Source organism: Streptomyces sp. NPDC085931 (assembly GCF_044540565.1).
Lineage (GTDB): Bacteria > Actinomycetota > Actinomycetes > Streptomycetales > Streptomycetaceae > Streptomyces.
Map to the genome: position 1 here is coordinate 195,174 of NZ_JBITSK010000008.1, position 14,486 is coordinate 209,659.

Below are 14,486 nucleotides of genomic sequence, written 5' to 3' on the forward strand. Positions count from 1 at the left end.
CGCGCTGCGTATTCGAACGGTGTCGCAGCGTACAACCGAGTGAGCCTACTATCCCTCCGCGTCCGGTTTCCGGCACTTGCTGAATATGACACGGCGATGATCCGGTCGGACTAAGCTCGCCCGCAGCGCACCGGCTTGAGGTGAATTCGTGCGCTTGTTCCCCCATGTGTGGAAAGTCCAACGGTTTCATGACATACCCATCTGCACCTTCCCCTGAACCCCAGCCGACTCCTGTCAGAAGGCCTACATGGTGAGTGTTCAATCCCCCCCGGTTCGCGGTGAACTCCCTTCCGCGCGGCTGCTGTTGCTGCCCGCCATAGCGATGGCCGCGGCGACCGGAGCCGCTGTCGCCCTGGTGTCGGCGCCGGCCCGGCCCGCCGTCGGCTGGCTGGGTGGCCTGGCCACCGTGCTGGTCATCGCCATGGCGGTCGTAGCGGTGCGTCGCGGCCGTGCGCTGCGCAGGCAGCAGGATGAGCACGCCCGTCACAGCGCGTATCTGGAACAGCGGATCGCCGCCCACGAGAAGGAGTTCTTCCGCTTCGCCCGGGAGATCTTCCCCGCCGCGCTCCAGCTGCTGCACACCGGAGAATCCCCCAGAGAGGTGATTCGCAAGCTCGGCCTGCGCAACCCCGAGTACCGCGACCTCCCGAAGCCCCTGCACGAGACCCTGCTGACGGTCCTGAAGATCGTCGACCACGAAGTGGTCATGCGGGACGCCGCCGCGCGGTCCTTCGTCAGTGTCGCCCGGCGCGTCCAGGCGATCATCCACCAGCAGGCCCAGGAACTGCGGGAGATGGAGGAGGACCACGGCCGCAACCCCGAGGTCTTCGACGACCTGCTGCGCATCGACCACGGCAACGCCCTGATCGGCCGCCTCGCCGACTCCGTCTCCGTCCTCGGCGGCGGCCGCCCCGGCCGCCAGTGGCCCGAGCCGGTGTCCCTGTACAGCACGCTGCGCGGCGCCATGTCCCGCATCCTGGAGTACCGGCGCATCCAGCTCGCCTCCATCGCGAAGGTCAGCGTCAAGGGCATCTACGTCGAGCCGGTCATCCACGCCGCCGCCGAACTCCTCGACAACGCCACGCGCTACTCGCCGCCCCAGACCAAGGTCCACGTCACCGCTACCGAGGTGCAGACCGGCGTCTGCATCGAGATCGAGGACGGCGGCGTCAACCTCAACGAGGAGGCCCGGACCCGGATCGAGGGCATGCTGGAGGCCGCCAAGGCCGGCGTCGACCTCCAGGACATCGGTGAGCACCCGCGCCTCGGCCTGGCGGTCGTCGGCCGGCTGTGCACGGCGTACAACATGGAGGTCTCGCTGCGCGCCTCCGCCTACGGCGGCGTCCGGGCCATCCTGATCGTCCCGAGCGAGATGATCACGCACGCGCCCGGTGTGGGACTCGCCCACGGCATCGGCGCCACCGGCATCCCCATGACGGTCGGCATCCCCGAGGGACCGAAGCGCACGCCGAAGAAGCGCCGCCCCACCATGCCCAAGCTCCCCGCCACCGTCTCCTTGGAGGACGACGACGTCCCCGAGGTCACCGAGTGGACGGCGAACGGCCTGCCGCAGCGCCGCAGCCGCGTGAAGATGCCGCTCGCCGAACGGCTCGCCCAGCAGGCCGCCTACGAGAAGGAGGACCGGGAGGCCGAGGAGCGCGGCGAGTACAACCCGTGGGCCGCGGCCAAGGAGCCCGAGGTGCCGCCGCTGCGCGACATGAGCGCCCCCGACGCCCCCGGCAAGGGCCTGGAGGCCTTCTGGGAGGGGCTCAAGCAGGGCATCGAACCCGGCACCCACCCGACCGACTTCATCCGCAACCCCACCAAGTACCTGCACCTGCTCAACGATCCGGCGCCCACCGAGGCCGATGACGAGGGGGATCTCAAGTGATCCAGCAGCGAGGCAACTTCGACTGGATGCTCAAGCAACTCGCCGACGGCGTACCGGGCATCGAGATGATCGTGGTGCTCTCGGCCGACGGCCTGCGCATCGCCCGCTACGGCGGTGAGCCGGACGCGGCCGACCGGGTCGCCGCGGCCTGCGCCGGCCTGCAGTCGCTGGCGAGCAGCGTCTGCCAGGAACTCACCGTCGGCGACGGCGAGATGAAGCTCGTCATGATCGAGATCGACCGCGGCTACTTCTACCTGATGAACGCGGGCGCCAACGCCTTCCTCGCGGTGCTGTCCGACGTGCGGTGCGAGCCCGGCCGGATGAGCGCGATGATGCGCGACCTCGTCGTCCGGATCGGCGGCCACCTGACCAGTCCGCCCCGGCGGAACGGGCAGATCGTATGACCCCTCCGCAACGCCAGAGGCGCAGCCCCGCACCCGAACCGCCCCCGCAGCCCGCCCAGGAGGGCGAGGGCAAGGTCAAGAACCCCGAGCGGATGTACGTGGTGGCCGGCCCGGACGGCGAACGGGCCGAGCTGGACCTGGTGACGCTGATCGTGGCGCGTGCCACGGACCCGCCGCCCTCCGCCTCCCCCGAGCAGGCGGCGCTGCTCCGGCTCTGCGCCGCCCCCCTGTCCGTGGCCGAGCTGTCGGCCTACCTCCACCTGCCGTTCAGCGCGATGGGCGTGCTGCTCACCGAGATGCTGACGGCGGAACTGGTACAGGCGCGCGCCCCGATCGTCCGCAAGGCGCGTTCCGACCGGTCCCTTCTCGAAGCGGTGATGAATGGACTTCAAAGGCTCTGACACCATCCCGGGCCCCCGGGCCGAGGACCAGCTGCCCCACACGGCACAGGCCGCGGCCAAGATCGTGATCGTGGGTGGCTTCGGCGTCGGCAAGACGACCATGGTCGGCTCGGTCAGCGAGATCACACCGCTGACCACCGAGGAGACCATGACGCAGGCCGGCATCGGTGTCGACGACAACTTCGGCTCCGCGTCCAAGACGGCCACCACCGTCGCCATGGACTTCGGCCGCATCAGCATCACCGAGCAGCTCGTGCTGTACCTGTTCGGCACGCCCGGACAGCAGCGCTTCTGGTTCCTGTGGAACGGCCTGTTCGAGGGCGCGCTCGGCGCGGTGGTCCTGGTCGACACCCGCCGGCTGGAGGTCAGCTTCGACGTCATGGGGCGCCTGGAGGAGCGCGGGGTGCCCTTCGTGGTCGCCATCAACACCTTCCCCGACGCGCCCCGTTACGACATCGAGGAGCTGCGCACGGCGCTCGACCTCACCCCGGACATCCCGATCATGGAGTGCGACGCACGCCGCCGCGCCTCCAGCCGGGACGTCCTGATGACGCTGATGCGCTTCCTGCACTCGCTCGCCATGCAGGGCGCGGCCACCTGATCCCGTCCCGCCCCTCACCCCCACCTCCCCCCAGACACCCTGGAAAGCCTCGGAGCGACCACTGTGACGCCTGAATCCCACGCCCGGACCGGTACGGATGGACCCCGGCTCGATCCGCCCCCCGGCTGCCCCGCGCACGGCCTCGGGCCCGGAGGGCTGCACCGGCTGCACGAGTCGGAGGACCTGGGAGCGCTGTACGAGAAACTGCGGGAGGAACACGGCCCCGTCGCGCCCGTGCTGCTCCACGACGACGTGCCGATCTGGATCGTCCTCGGCCACACCGAGAACCTGCACATGGTGCGCTCACCCTCGCAGTTCTGCCGGGACAGCCGTATCTGGACGCCGTTGCGGGAAGGGCTGGTCAAGCCCGACCACCCGCTGATGCCGCACATCGCCTGGCAGCCCATCGCCTCGCACGCCGAGGGCGACGAGCACAAGCGGCTGCGCGGCGCGGTGATGGGCGCGATCTCGACCATCGACTTCCGCAGCCTGCGCCGCTACATCAACCGCAGCACGCAGGCCATCGTCAACCGCTTCTGCGAGCACGGCGAGGCCGACCTCGTCGGCCAGTTCACCGAGCACCTGCCGATGGCCGTGATGTGCGAGATCCTCGGCATGCCCGACGAGTACAACGACCGGCTGGTGGAGTCCGCCCGCGACGCGCTCAAGGGCACCGAGACCGCCATCGCCAGCCACACCTACGTCATGGAGGCGCTCAGCCGCCTCACCGCCCGGCGCCGTGCCCAGCCGGAGGAGGACCTCGCCAGTTACCTGATCACGCACCCGGCCCGGCTGACCGACGACGAGGTCAGGGAGCACCTGCGCCTGGTCCTCTTCGCGGCCTACGAGGCCACCACGAACCTGCTGTCCAACGTGCTGCTGACGGTGCTGATCGACCCCCGCTTCCGGGCCCAGCTCAACGGCGGCCAGATGACGGTGCCGGAGGCGGTGGAGCAGTCGCTGTGGAACGAGCCGCCGTTCAGCACGGTCTTCGCGTACTTCGCCAAGCAGGAGACGGAACTCGGCGGGCAGCGCATCCGCCGGGGTGACGGACTGCTGTTCGCCCCGCTCCCGGCCAACGTCGACCCCCGGGTGCGGCCCGACCTGAAGGCCAGCATGCAGGGCAACCGGTCCCACCTGGCGTTCGGCGGCGGACCGCACGAGTGCCCGGGCCAGGACATCGGCCGCTCCATCGCCGACGTCGGCGTCGACGCGCTGCTGCTGCGGCTGCCGGACGTCGAACTCGACTGCGACCAGGACGAGTTGCGCTGGACGGCGTCCATCGCCTCGCGGCACCTGGTGGAACTGCCCGTGCAGTTCTCGCCCAAGCCGCCGCAGGACGTGTCGGAGACGCCGCACCACAAGGCGGTGCCCACCCAGCGTGCCGACTGGCAGATCAGCATCACGCAGCCGGATCCGCAGCCCGCCCCGGCGGCCGCCCAGCCCCCGTCGCAGCCCCAGCCCCCGTCCCACTCCCCGTCGCAGCCCCAGCCCGAGCCGGCTCCGGTGCAGCCGCAGCCCGTCCCGGTGCCCCCGCAGCCCGCGGCCGCGGAACCGGTGCGCCGCACGGGCGTGTGGCAGCGCTTCCTGCTCTGGTGGCGCGGCTACTGACCGTCCGGCGGGCCGTCGTACGTCCCGGCGGCCCACCGGGCGTACGACGCCCAGGCGGCGAGCGTCCGGCCGCTGCGGAACCGGCGCTCCTCACCGGTGACCGGATCGGTGAACCGCAGTGTCCGGGCCAGCAGTTGCAGCGGGCGCCGGAAGTCGCCGGCCGGTACGGGACCGGTCACCACCGGGTAGAGCGGGTCGCCGAGGATCGGCACGCCCAGTGCGGTCATGTGCACCCGCAACTGATGGGTCTGCCCGGTGGCGGGGACCAGCCGGTAGCGGGCGAGTCCGCCCGGGCCCTCCGCGGCGCCGTCCGGCGGGCGGTGGCCGAGGAGTTCGACGCGGCTCTCGGCGTTGGGCTCGCCCGGCACCTCCCGGGCGGTGAGCACTCCGCGCTCCTTCACGATCCGGCTGCGCACGGTGCGCGGGAGAGAGAGGGAGGGCTCGTAAGGGGCGACGGCCTCGTACTCCTTGTGGACCCTCCGGTCGCGGAACAGCGTCTGGTACGCGCCGCGCTCCTCGGGGCGCACGGTGAACAGCACGAGCCCCGCGGTGAGCCGGTCCAGCCGGTGTGCGGCGGTGAGTGCGGGAAGGTCCAGCATCCGGCGGAGCCGGGCCAGCGCCGTCTCGGCGACATGGCCGCCGCGCGGGGTGGTGGCGAGGAAGTGCGGCTTGTCGGCGACGACGATGTGCTCGTCCCGGTGCACGATCTCCAGCGGGAACGGCACGGGCACCTCGTCGGGCAGGTCCCGGTGGAACCACACGAACATCCCGGGCACGTAGGGCGCGTCAGCCGGGACCGGCCGGCCGTCCGCCCCGACGATCCGGCCCGCCTCGAACAGGCCGTCGACGGTTCCGTCCCCCGCCCCGGTGAGCCGTTCCACCAGATGCTCGCGCACGGTGGACCACGGACCGGTGGCGGGCAGGCGCACCCGTACCGGGTCCACGCCGTGGCGCTGCGGCAGGGGAGAGGGGGGAGTGCGAGTGGGGCGTCTCATCGCGGCCCAGCGTACGGGGGCGCGGCAGGCGGCGTGGGCGGCGACGTCGGCCCGGTCGCGCGGGATCGCGGCGGCCGGGTGCCGGCCCGGGCCGCTCACGCGGCGGGCGCGCTCTCCTGCTCCGCCTCGATGCGGGCGTTCCACTCGCGCTTCGACGCCTGCCAGCCGTCCTCGTTGTGGCCGAGGCGCCAGTAGCCGGAGATCGACAGGTCCTCGCGCGGGATGCCGCGCTCGACCCGCAGCAGACGGCGCAGCTCCTTCACGAAGTGCGCCTCGCCGTGGACGAAGGCGTGCACCCGGCCCGCGGGGAACTCCAGGTCCCGCACGGCCTCGACCAGCGCCTCGCCGCGGGGCCGGGCCCCGCGGTGCAGCCAGACGACATCCACGTCCGAGTCGATCTTCTGCTCCTCCTCGGGGCCGGAGATCTCCACGAAGGCGTACGCCCTGGCCCCGTGCGGCAGGGACTCCAGGGCGCGGGCGATCGCGGGCAGCGCGCTCTCGTCGCCCACCAGCAGATGCCAGTCGGCCTCCGGGTCGGGCGCGTAGGCCCCGCCGGGTCCCAGGAAGCGCACCGTCTCACCCGGCTGGACCCGCATGGCCCACGGACCCGCCAGGCCCTCGTCGCCGTGGATCACGAAGTCCAGCGTCAGCTCGCGGTGCTCGGCGTCCCACTGGCGCACCGTGTACGTCCGGGTCACCGGCCACTGTTCGCGCGGCAGCTCGTCGCGGACGCGCTGCAGGTCGAAAGGCTCCGGGTAGGTCACGCCCGCCGGGGGGAACAGCAGCTTCACATAGTGGTCGGTGCACGTGTCCGCCGCGAAGTCGGCGAGGCCCTCGCCGCCGAGCACCACACGCTGCATGTGCGGGGTCAGCCGCTCGGTGCGGACGACCTGAGCGGAATGCGGCTTGCGCGGCTGGCGTCCCGGTCGCTCTGCCATGAGGGCCTCCCTGTGTCGCATAGTTAGGGTTACCTAAGTTAGCACCCCGCCCCCGTTTCCCACCTCTCGAACACGAAGGTCGCGTCGCTCTGTCCCCGGCAGTCACACCGCCAGCGTCGTCAGCAGGCGCTCCAGGGACCCGCCCAGTCCCCAGCGGGCCGCCAGCGCCTCCAGCGCCGCCGGGTCGCGCGGGGTCCGCGGCAGCGCCGTCGACACCTCGGGCAGGGGTACGTCGTCCGCGACCCGGACCACCTTCGGCGCGACCGCGAGGTACGGGCGCGACTCGTCCAGCCGCCTGCGCTGCGCCGGCGTCAGCTTCGAGCGCCGGTCCTCCACCGCCGCCAGGATCCCGGGCAGGTCCCCGAACTCCGCCAGCAGCTTCGCCGCCGTCTTCTCGCCGATGCCCGGCACCCCCGGCAGTCCGTCGCTGGGGTCGCCGCGCAGCAGGGCCAGATCCGCGTACCCGCTCCCGCCGACCCCATACTTCGCACGCAGCACCGCCTCATCGGTGAGCTGCAGCGAGCCCACGCCCTTCAGCGGGTACAGCACACGCACCCCGCGCGCGTCGTCCACCAGCTGGTACAGGTCGCGGTCGCCCGTGACGATGTCGACCGGGCCCTTCGCCCGCGCCGTGAACGTGCCGATCACGTCGTCCGCCTCGTACCCCGCGACCCCCACGCGCGCGATGCCCACCGCGTCCAGCACCGCCTCGATGACCGGCACCTGCGGTGAGAGCGTGTCGGGCACCTCCTCCTCGTCCGGGCCGGCCGCGCGCTCCTCTGCGACGCGGTGGGCCTTGTAGGAGGGGATCAGCTCCACCCGCCACTGCGGCCGCCAGTCGGCGTCCATGCAGGCCACCAGGGCGTCCGGCCGGTGGTCCCTGACCAGGCGGTCGATGAAGTCGAGCAGTCCGCGCACGGCGTTCACCGGTGTGCCGTCCGGTGCCTTGACCGACTCGGGCACGCCGAAGTAGGCGCGGAAGTACAGGGAGGCGGTGTCGAGGAGCATCAGTCGTCCGGTCACGCCACGCATCATGCCGTACGCCACCGACAGCCGGTCGCGTCGCGCAACGCGTTGCGCAGAGCGCGTCCCGTGTGAAGCGGCCCACTCCTGCGTTTGCTTCCGGGCAATGGGGGGAGGCGCGGCCACGGAGCGAGGCTGGTTGCGCATTTCAACTGTTGCGTCCTGTCCTCGCTCCGTTCTGTCCCCGAGGAAACAGAGGTGCACGTGTCAGCGACCCTTGAGGCAGAGAGCCTGTACAAGGTGTTCGGCAGGAGACCGGACCGGGCGGTCGAACGGCTCCGGGCCGGCGCCGACCGGGAGGACCTGCGCGCCGAGGGCGCGACCGCCGCGGTGATCGACGCGACCTTCACCGTCGAGCCCGGGCAGATCTTCGTCGTCATGGGGCTGTCCGGCTCCGGCAAGTCGACCCTGCTGCGCATGCTGAACGGCCTGCTCGAACCGACCGCCGGGCAGGTGCGCTTCGACGGCCAGGACCTGACCGCGCTGAGCGACCGCGAGCTGCGCGAGGTCCGCTCGAAGAAGATCAGCATGGTCTTCCAGCACTTCGCGCTCTTCCCCCATCGCAGTGTCCGCGAGAACGCCGCCTACGGTCTGGAAGTGCAGGGCGTGCCCCGCGCCGAGCGCGAACGCCGCGCCGACGAGGCGCTCGCCCTGTGCGGCCTGGCCGGCTGGGAGAAGTCCTGGCCCGACGAACTGTCCGGCGGCATGCAGCAGCGCGTCGGCCTCGCCCGGGCGCTGGCCACGGACGCCGACCTGCTGCTGATGGACGAGTCGTTCAGCGCCCTGGACCCGCTGATCCGCCGCGACATGCAGGACCAGCTCCTGGAACTCCAGCAGAAGCTCGAGAAGACGATCGTCTTCATCACCCACGACCTGAACGAGGCCATGCGCCTGGGCGACCGCATCGCCGTCATGCGCGACGGCCGCATCGTCCAGAACGGCACCGCCCAGGACATCCTGCTGCGGCCGGCCGACGACTACGTCGCCTCCTTCACCCAGGACGTCGACCGCTCCCGGGTCCTGACCGCCGGCGAGCTCATGGACCCCACCGTCACCGCCGACGGCCCCGGCTGCCACTGCCAGACCGCCACGCCCGACACCCCCTTCACCGAACTGTGCGCGATCAGCGCCCGGCTCACCCACCCGGTCTCGGTCGTGGACCGGGACAACCGGCAGGTCGGCGTCGTCCCGCGGCAGCGCCTGGTCGGCTTCCTCGGCGACGAGGAGGACACCGTCCCGCAGCCCTGCGACTCCCCGAGCGGCCGGGGCGGAGAGAAGGTGATCGCCCGTGCCTAGGATCCAGCTCGGCACCTGGGTCAACGACGCGGTCGACTGGCTCACCACCCACATGGCGTGGCTGTTCGACTTCTGCAAGACCGTCTTCCTCGGCCTCTACGACGGCATCAACGCCGTCCTCCAGGCACCCGAACCGCTGCTCCTCGCGGGCATCTTCGCCGTGATCGCCTTCTGGCTGCGCGGCACCCTCGCCGGTGTCCTCGCCTTCGCCGGGTTCGCGTTCATCGACTCCCTCGAACTGTGGGAGAACGCGATGATCACCCTGGCGCTCGTCCTCGTGGCGACCGTCATCGCCCTGGTGATCGCCCTGCCCGTGGGCATCTGGGCGGCCCGCTCGGACCGCGTCAGCGGTCTGGTCCGGCCCGTGCTGGACTTCATGCAGACGCTGCCCGCGATGATCTACCTCATCCCGGCGATCCTGTTCTTCGGCACCGGCGCCCCCGCGGGCATCGTCGCCACCCTGATCTTCGCGCTCGCCCCGGGCGTGCGCATGACCGAGCTGGGCATCCGGCAGGTCGACAAGGAACTGGTCGAGGCGGCCGAGGCGTTCGGCACCACGCCCCGCAACACGCTGCTGCGCGTCCAGCTCCCGCTCGCCCTGCCCACCGTCATGGCCGGCGTCAACCAGGTCATCATGCTGGGCCTGTCCATGGCCGCGATCGCCGGCATGGTCGGCACCGGCGGCCTCGGCGGCGACGTCAACGAGGCCATCGGCCAGCTCAACGTCGGGCTCGGCTCCGAGGCGGGCGTCGCCATCGTGATCCTGGCGATCTACCTCGACCGCATGACCAGCGCGCTCGGCACCCAGGTCTCCCCGCTCGGCCGCCGCGCCGCCGCCCGGCTGCGGGCCGCGCAGGGGCTGAAGATCTGGTCGTACCGGCCCCGCCCGGTCGTCGCCATGGCCGGGGTGCTCGTCCTCGCGCTCACGGCGGGCGGCATGGGCGTCCTCGGCGGCGGCGACTCCGGCACCGGGGCCGCGGCCGGCGGCAAGGACATCGGCCAGGGCAAGAAGATCAGCATCGGCTACATCCCGTGGGACGAGGGCGTCGCCTCCACCTTCCTGTGGAAGGAGGTGCTGGAGCAGCGCGGCTACGAGGTCGAGGCCAAGCAGTTCGACGCGGGCCCCCTGTACACCTCGCTCGCCCGGGGCGACGTCGACTTCCAGACCGACGCCTGGCTGCCCACGACCCACGCCCGGTACTGGAAGAAGTACGGCAAGCAGCTCGACGACCTGGGCGCCTGGTACGACAAGACGTCCCTGGAGCTTGCCGTGCCCTCCTACGTGAAGGGCGTCGACTCCCTGGCGGACCTCAAGGGCAAGGCGGCGCTCTTCGGCGGCAGGATCACCGGCATCGAGTCCGGCGCCGGCGAGATGGCCCTGCTGAAGAGCAAGGTCGTCAAGGAGTACGGCCTGGACGAGGAGTACGAGGTCGTCGACAGCTCCACGCCCGCGATGCTGGCCGAGCTCAAGCGCGCCTACGCCCGGAAGAAGCCGATCGTCGTCACGCTCTGGTCGCCGCACTGGGCGTACAACGACTACGACCTCAAGAAGCTGAAGGACCCCGAGGGCGCCTGGGGCGAGGGCGACGCGGTGCACACCCTGGCCCGCAAGGGCTTCGCCGCCGACGACCCGACGGTCGCCGGGTGGCTGAAGAAGTTCCGGATGAGCGAGAAGCAGCTCACCAGCCTCGAAGCCGAGATCAACAAGGCGGGCAAGGGCCATCAGCAGGACGCCGTGCGCGCCTGGCTCGGACAGAACCCCGGCTTCGCCGACCGGATGGCCCCGGTGGAGGACGCCGCGGGCACCCCCGCCGAGGCCGAGCGGCCCCTGGACGTGGCCTGGTTCCCCTGGGACGAGGACATCGCCGTCACCTACCTGTGGAAGAACGTCCTGGAGCGGCGCGGCTACCGGATGAACCTGAAGCAGATGGACGTCGGCCCGGTCTACACCGGCCTCGCCTCGGGCGACATCGACCTCAACTTCGACGCCTGGCTGCCCCACGCCCAGAAGAACTACTGGGACAAGAACAAGGACCGGCTCGAGGACCTCGGCACCTGGTACGAACCGACCTCCCTGGAGATCGCGGTGCCGTCCTACGTGAAGGGCGTCGACTCCCTGGAGGATCTCAAGGGCAAGTCGGACACCTTCAAGGGCAAGATCATCGGCATCGAGCCGGGCACCGGCGAGATGGACCTGGCGAAGAACAAGGTCCTGCCCGCCTACGGCCTGGACGAGGAGTACGAGGTCGTCGACGGCTCCACCCCGGCCATGCTGGCCGAGCTGAAGCGCGCCTACGCCAAGAAGGAGCCGATCGCCGTCACGCTCTGGTCGCCGCACTGGGCCTACAGCGACTACGAGCTCACCAAGCTGAAGGACCCGAAGAAGGCCTTCGGCGAGGGCAACACGATCCGCACCATCTCCAACGAGGAGTTCCCCGAGCGGTACCCGCAGCTCACGAAGTGGATCAAGAACTTCAGGATGAGCGAGGAGGAGCTCGGCAGCCTGGAGAGCGAGATCAAGGACCGCGGCCAGGGCCATGAGGAGGAGGCCGTCGCCGCGTGGCTGAAGCGGCACCCGGACATGGTGAACCGGATGACACCGCAGTAGGGTTCCGGGGTGGGACGTGCGACACGCCCGCGTCCCGCCCCGCAACCCCCGGATCCACGATCAGGATCCGGACAACCACAGAGCGCCACGGCACCCCCCGCACACCCCTCTCCCTCCGTGTTCCTCCCGGAGGAGGAAACCCGCCCCGGCCCCTCCGGACCGCGGATCCCCTGGCGCGATCCGAGAGGTCGCGCCCCGCCCCGGACGACGTCGATGCGACGGGCGTATGCAACGGTTCGCCGAACCTGCGTAGGGTGCAGACAACTCGACAGAAGCCGTGCGCCGGACCGTCGGCGCACGGGACGCGGAACGACGGGCGAAGGAGGGAGCCGGAGCGATGGGCGACCACAAAGAACAGCCCCTGCGGGTGGGCGCGGCCGTGCGCCGGCGGCGCCGCGCGCTGGATCTCACCCTCGCCGTCGTGGCCGAGCGCAGCGGCCTGTCGGTGCCGTTCCTGAGCCAGATCGAGAACGACCGGGCGCGGCCCAGCACCAGTTCCCTGGAGAAGGTCGCCGACGCCCTGCGCACCACCGCCGTCGAACTGCTCGCCGCGGCCGATCCGGCGTGCAGCGTCGACGTCGTCCGCGCCGACGCCACCGAGCCGCCGTCCGCCCTGCCGCGGACCCGCTCCCTGGTGCGCGGCCACCACCAGATGCACGCCTCGGAGTTCACCGGCGACCATGACGCGGGCCGTGAATTCCAGTACCGCAACGACCAGTTGATGTACGTCGCCGACGGTGCCGTGGAGATCGAGGCGGAGGGCCGCGCCTACCGGCTGGGCCGCGGTGACACGCTGTACCTGACCGGTGGTGTACGGCACCGCTGGCGGGCGACGGAGTCCGACACGCGCCTGATCGTCGTCGCCGTGGCGGAGCACATCGAGGCGGTCCGGGACCGGCCCCGCCGGTGAGGGTGGTCTCGCTCGTCCCCTCGCTGACCGAGGCGGTGGCCCGGTCGGCGCCCGGCGTCCTGGCCGGCGCCACCGACTGGTGCACGCATCCGCCGGACCTGGACGTCGTCCGCGTCGGCGGCACCAAGAACCCGAAGACCGACCGGATCGTCTCCCTCGCGCCCGACCTCGTCATCGCCAACGAGGAGGAGAACCGCGAACCCGACCTGGCCGCGCTGCGGGCGGCGGGCCTGCAGGTCCTGGTCACGGAGGTCCGCGGCGTTCCGCAGGCCTTCCGGGCACTGGACCGGGTCCTGAGCGCCTGCGGGGTCACGGCCCGGCCGCGCTGGCTGGACGAGGCGGAGGAGACCTGGTCGGCCCTGCCGCCACCGGAGGCCCGCCGCACGGCGGTCGTGCCGGTCTGGCGCCGCCCCTGGATGGTCCTGGGCCGCGACACGTTCGCCGGCGACGTGCTGGCCCGCCTCGGTGTGGACCATGTGCACGCGGCGCACCCCGAGCGCTACCCCCGCATCCCGCTGGAGGAGCTGCGCGCGGCGGCGCCGGACGTGGTGGTGCTGCCGGACGAGCCGTACCGCTTCACGGCGGACGACGGCCCCGAGGCCTTCCCCGGCCTGGCGTGCGCGCTGGTCAGCGGACGGCACCTGACGTGGTACGGGCCGTCGCTGGCCGAGGCGCCACGGGTGCTGGGCCGGGCCCTGCGAGCAGCTCGCCCCTGACCAGCCCGCGCACGGTGCCCACGACGGCCGTGCCCCAGGCGGCGACCAGCACCCCGAACAGGACGACCGCCGGCCCCGCGTAGGCCACCAGCCCGGTGTGCCGCCCCAGCGCCTCGGCGCCCGTGACGCAGGTGCCGACCGGGAAGGTGAACGACCACCAGGTCATCGCGAACCGCATCCCGCGCCGCCGGGCGCGCCACACATGGACGCCGGCCAGGCAGGACCACAGCAGCGCGAACCCCATGACGGGCACGCCGTAGAGCACGGCCAGGGCGTCGAAGCCGTGGCCGTACGGCTCCGGTACGACCCCGGGGGCGACGTCCGCGAAGGCGCCGACGGCGGTCGTGGACTGGCCGAGCGGGCCCAGCACCAGGAACAGCGTCGGGGTGAGGGCGAGCGGCAGCGGACCGCCGGTGAGCAGCCGGGCGAAGACCAGGGGCAGCATGAGCAGGGTCGCGAGCAGGCTGAGCCCGAACAGGGCGAGGCAGACCAGCAGCAGCGTCCGGCGGGCCTGACCGGGAGGCAGATACGGCACCAGCCGCGGCCCCACGGCGGCCGACACCATGGGCGCGACCAGCGGCAGCAGCCACACCGGCGTGGCCTGCCCCGGCTCCACCCGGCGGCCTACGGCCATCAGGTACGGAACGGCCACGGCGGCGGCCAGCCCGACAGCGGTGCCGGCGGTGAACAGCACGGCGTCGAGCGCCACCGCGGCCCGTGGGCCGATCACGTCCCGGCCGACGGCGAGGGCACCGCCGCCGACGGCGAGCAGGGCCATGGCGAGGCAGCCGTAGAAGGGCGCCGTCGCCGGGTCGAGCAGGTCGGCGCGGGCCTGGTCGCGGTGGCGGGCCCAGTGTGCCGACCGGGCGAGGAGCAGGACCAGGAGCAGCACGAGCGACAGGCCCCAGACACCGGCGAGGACGCCGCGCAGCCCGGGGAGGCGCTCCAGCGGGAGAGCGGCTCCGGCGGTGGCCACGACGGCCGTGCCCATGACGGTGGCGTACCAGTTGGGTCCGAGGTGCCGGACGGACAGCGGGGACGCGACGGGCGGAGCTGCGGTGACCATGACTCCACGGTCGGGCCGCGGGAGGC

13 protein-coding genes are annotated in these 14,486 nt (G+C 71.9%); 9 read left to right on the forward strand and 4 right to left on the reverse strand.

What is annotated here, in order from left to right; all coding sequences use genetic code 11:
* The first annotated feature begins 247 nt into the window (after nt 1-247).
* The 5 genes from ACIGAN_RS18975 (at nt 248) to ACIGAN_RS18995 (ending at nt 4,908) form a co-directional block, all read left to right on the forward strand.
* A complete protein-coding gene (locus tag ACIGAN_RS18975; RefSeq protein WP_365737032.1) occupies nt 248-1,891 on the forward strand; it encodes a sensor histidine kinase in 1,644 nt (547 codons plus the stop codon).
* The gene (locus ACIGAN_RS18980; protein ID WP_010045319.1) at nt 1,888-2,295 is read left to right on the forward strand and encodes a roadblock/LC7 domain-containing protein; all 408 of its coding nucleotides are present in this window, start codon (nt 1,888-1,890) and stop codon (nt 2,293-2,295) included. The genes ACIGAN_RS18975 and ACIGAN_RS18980 overlap by 4 nt, the downstream gene beginning before the upstream one ends.
* On the forward strand, nt 2,292-2,696 hold the full coding sequence (locus tag ACIGAN_RS18985) for a DUF742 domain-containing protein (RefSeq protein ID WP_365737030.1): 405 nt from the start codon (nt 2,292-2,294) through the stop codon (nt 2,694-2,696). Before ACIGAN_RS18980 ends, ACIGAN_RS18985 begins: the two co-directional genes overlap by 4 nt.
* Nucleotides 2,677-3,297, forward strand: a complete 621-nt coding sequence (locus ACIGAN_RS18990; protein WP_365090804.1) for a GTP-binding protein — start codon at nt 2,677-2,679, stop codon at nt 3,295-3,297. The genes ACIGAN_RS18985 and ACIGAN_RS18990 overlap by 20 nt, the downstream gene beginning before the upstream one ends.
* A gap of 63 nt (nt 3,298-3,360) precedes the next feature.
* Nucleotides 3,361-4,908, forward strand: a complete 1,548-nt coding sequence (locus tag ACIGAN_RS18995) for a cytochrome P450 (protein ID WP_365737029.1) — start codon at nt 3,361-3,363, stop codon at nt 4,906-4,908.
* Here ACIGAN_RS18995 and ACIGAN_RS19000 read toward each other — a convergent pair.
* The 3 genes from ACIGAN_RS19000 to ACIGAN_RS19010 form a co-directional block, all read right to left on the reverse strand.
* Nucleotides 4,902-5,903, reverse strand: a complete 1,002-nt coding sequence (locus tag ACIGAN_RS19000; RefSeq protein WP_399858857.1) for an RluA family pseudouridine synthase — start codon at nt 5,901-5,903, stop codon at nt 4,902-4,904. The genes ACIGAN_RS18995 and ACIGAN_RS19000 overlap by 7 nt on opposite strands.
* 95 nt (nt 5,904-5,998) lie before the next feature.
* Nucleotides 5,999-6,841 (reverse strand): siderophore-interacting protein, encoded by an 843-nt coding sequence (locus ACIGAN_RS19005; RefSeq protein ID WP_365090809.1) that lies wholly within the window; start codon nt 6,839-6,841, stop codon nt 5,999-6,001.
* A 102-nt stretch (nt 6,842-6,943) separates the two neighbouring features.
* The gene (locus tag ACIGAN_RS19010; RefSeq protein ID WP_365737245.1) at nt 6,944-7,873 is read right to left on the reverse strand and encodes a 5'-3' exonuclease; all 930 of its coding nucleotides are present in this window, start codon (nt 7,871-7,873) and stop codon (nt 6,944-6,946) included.
* 195 nt (nt 7,874-8,068) lie between these two features.
* Here ACIGAN_RS19010 and ACIGAN_RS19015 point away from each other — a divergent pair, with 195 nt between their 5' ends.
* From ACIGAN_RS19015 to ACIGAN_RS19030, 4 genes are all read left to right on the forward strand, one after another.
* On the forward strand, nt 8,069-9,160 hold the full coding sequence (locus tag ACIGAN_RS19015; protein WP_365737027.1) for a quaternary amine ABC transporter ATP-binding protein: 1,092 nt from the start codon (nt 8,069-8,071) through the stop codon (nt 9,158-9,160).
* Nucleotides 9,153-11,768, forward strand: coding sequence for an ABC transporter permease/substrate binding protein (locus ACIGAN_RS19020; RefSeq protein ID WP_399858861.1), 2,616 nt, complete (start codon nt 9,153-9,155; stop codon nt 11,766-11,768). The genes ACIGAN_RS19015 and ACIGAN_RS19020 overlap by 8 nt, the downstream gene beginning before the upstream one ends.
* Before the next feature lie 337 nt (nt 11,769-12,105).
* A complete protein-coding gene (locus ACIGAN_RS19025; RefSeq protein ID WP_365090821.1) occupies nt 12,106-12,678 on the forward strand; it encodes a helix-turn-helix domain-containing protein in 573 nt (190 codons plus the stop codon).
* Complete coding sequence (locus ACIGAN_RS19030) at nt 12,675-13,394, forward strand: helical backbone metal receptor (RefSeq protein ID WP_399858864.1); 720 nt, start codon at nt 12,675-12,677, stop codon at nt 13,392-13,394. Before ACIGAN_RS19025 ends, ACIGAN_RS19030 begins: the two co-directional genes overlap by 4 nt.
* Here the strand turns inward: ACIGAN_RS19030 and ACIGAN_RS19035 are convergent.
* Complete coding sequence (locus tag ACIGAN_RS19035) at nt 13,306-14,460, reverse strand: TDT family transporter (protein ID WP_399858866.1); 1,155 nt, start codon at nt 14,458-14,460, stop codon at nt 13,306-13,308. The genes ACIGAN_RS19030 and ACIGAN_RS19035 overlap by 89 nt on opposite strands.
* Nucleotides 14,461-14,486 lie beyond the last annotated feature (26 nt).

What these genes read in the sequence shown, in the direction of transcription:
- ACIGAN_RS19025 (WP_365090821.1), top strand. Translation starts at nt 12,106, where the DNA reads ATGGGCGACCACAAAGAACAGCCCCTGCGGGTGGGCGCGGCCGTGCGC.
- ACIGAN_RS19010 (WP_365737245.1), bottom strand. Translation starts at nt 7,873, where the DNA reads ATGCGTGGCGTGACCGGACGACTGATGCTCCTCGACACCGCCTCCCTG.
- ACIGAN_RS19000 (WP_399858857.1), bottom strand. Translation starts at nt 5,903, where the DNA reads ATGAGACGCCCCACTCGCACTCCCCCCTCTCCCCTGCCGCAGCGCCAC.
- ACIGAN_RS18975 (WP_365737032.1), top strand. Translation starts at nt 248, where the DNA reads ATGGTGAGTGTTCAATCCCCCCCGGTTCGCGGTGAACTCCCTTCCGCG.
- ACIGAN_RS19005 (WP_365090809.1), bottom strand. Translation starts at nt 6,841, where the DNA reads ATGGCAGAGCGACCGGGACGCCAGCCGCGCAAGCCGCATTCCGCTCAG.
- ACIGAN_RS18990 (WP_365090804.1), top strand. Translation starts at nt 2,677, where the DNA reads ATGGACTTCAAAGGCTCTGACACCATCCCGGGCCCCCGGGCCGAGGAC.
- ACIGAN_RS19035 (WP_399858866.1), bottom strand. Translation starts at nt 14,460, where the DNA reads ATGGTCACCGCAGCTCCGCCCGTCGCGTCCCCGCTGTCCGTCCGGCAC.
- ACIGAN_RS18985 (WP_365737030.1), top strand. Translation starts at nt 2,292, where the DNA reads ATGACCCCTCCGCAACGCCAGAGGCGCAGCCCCGCACCCGAACCGCCC.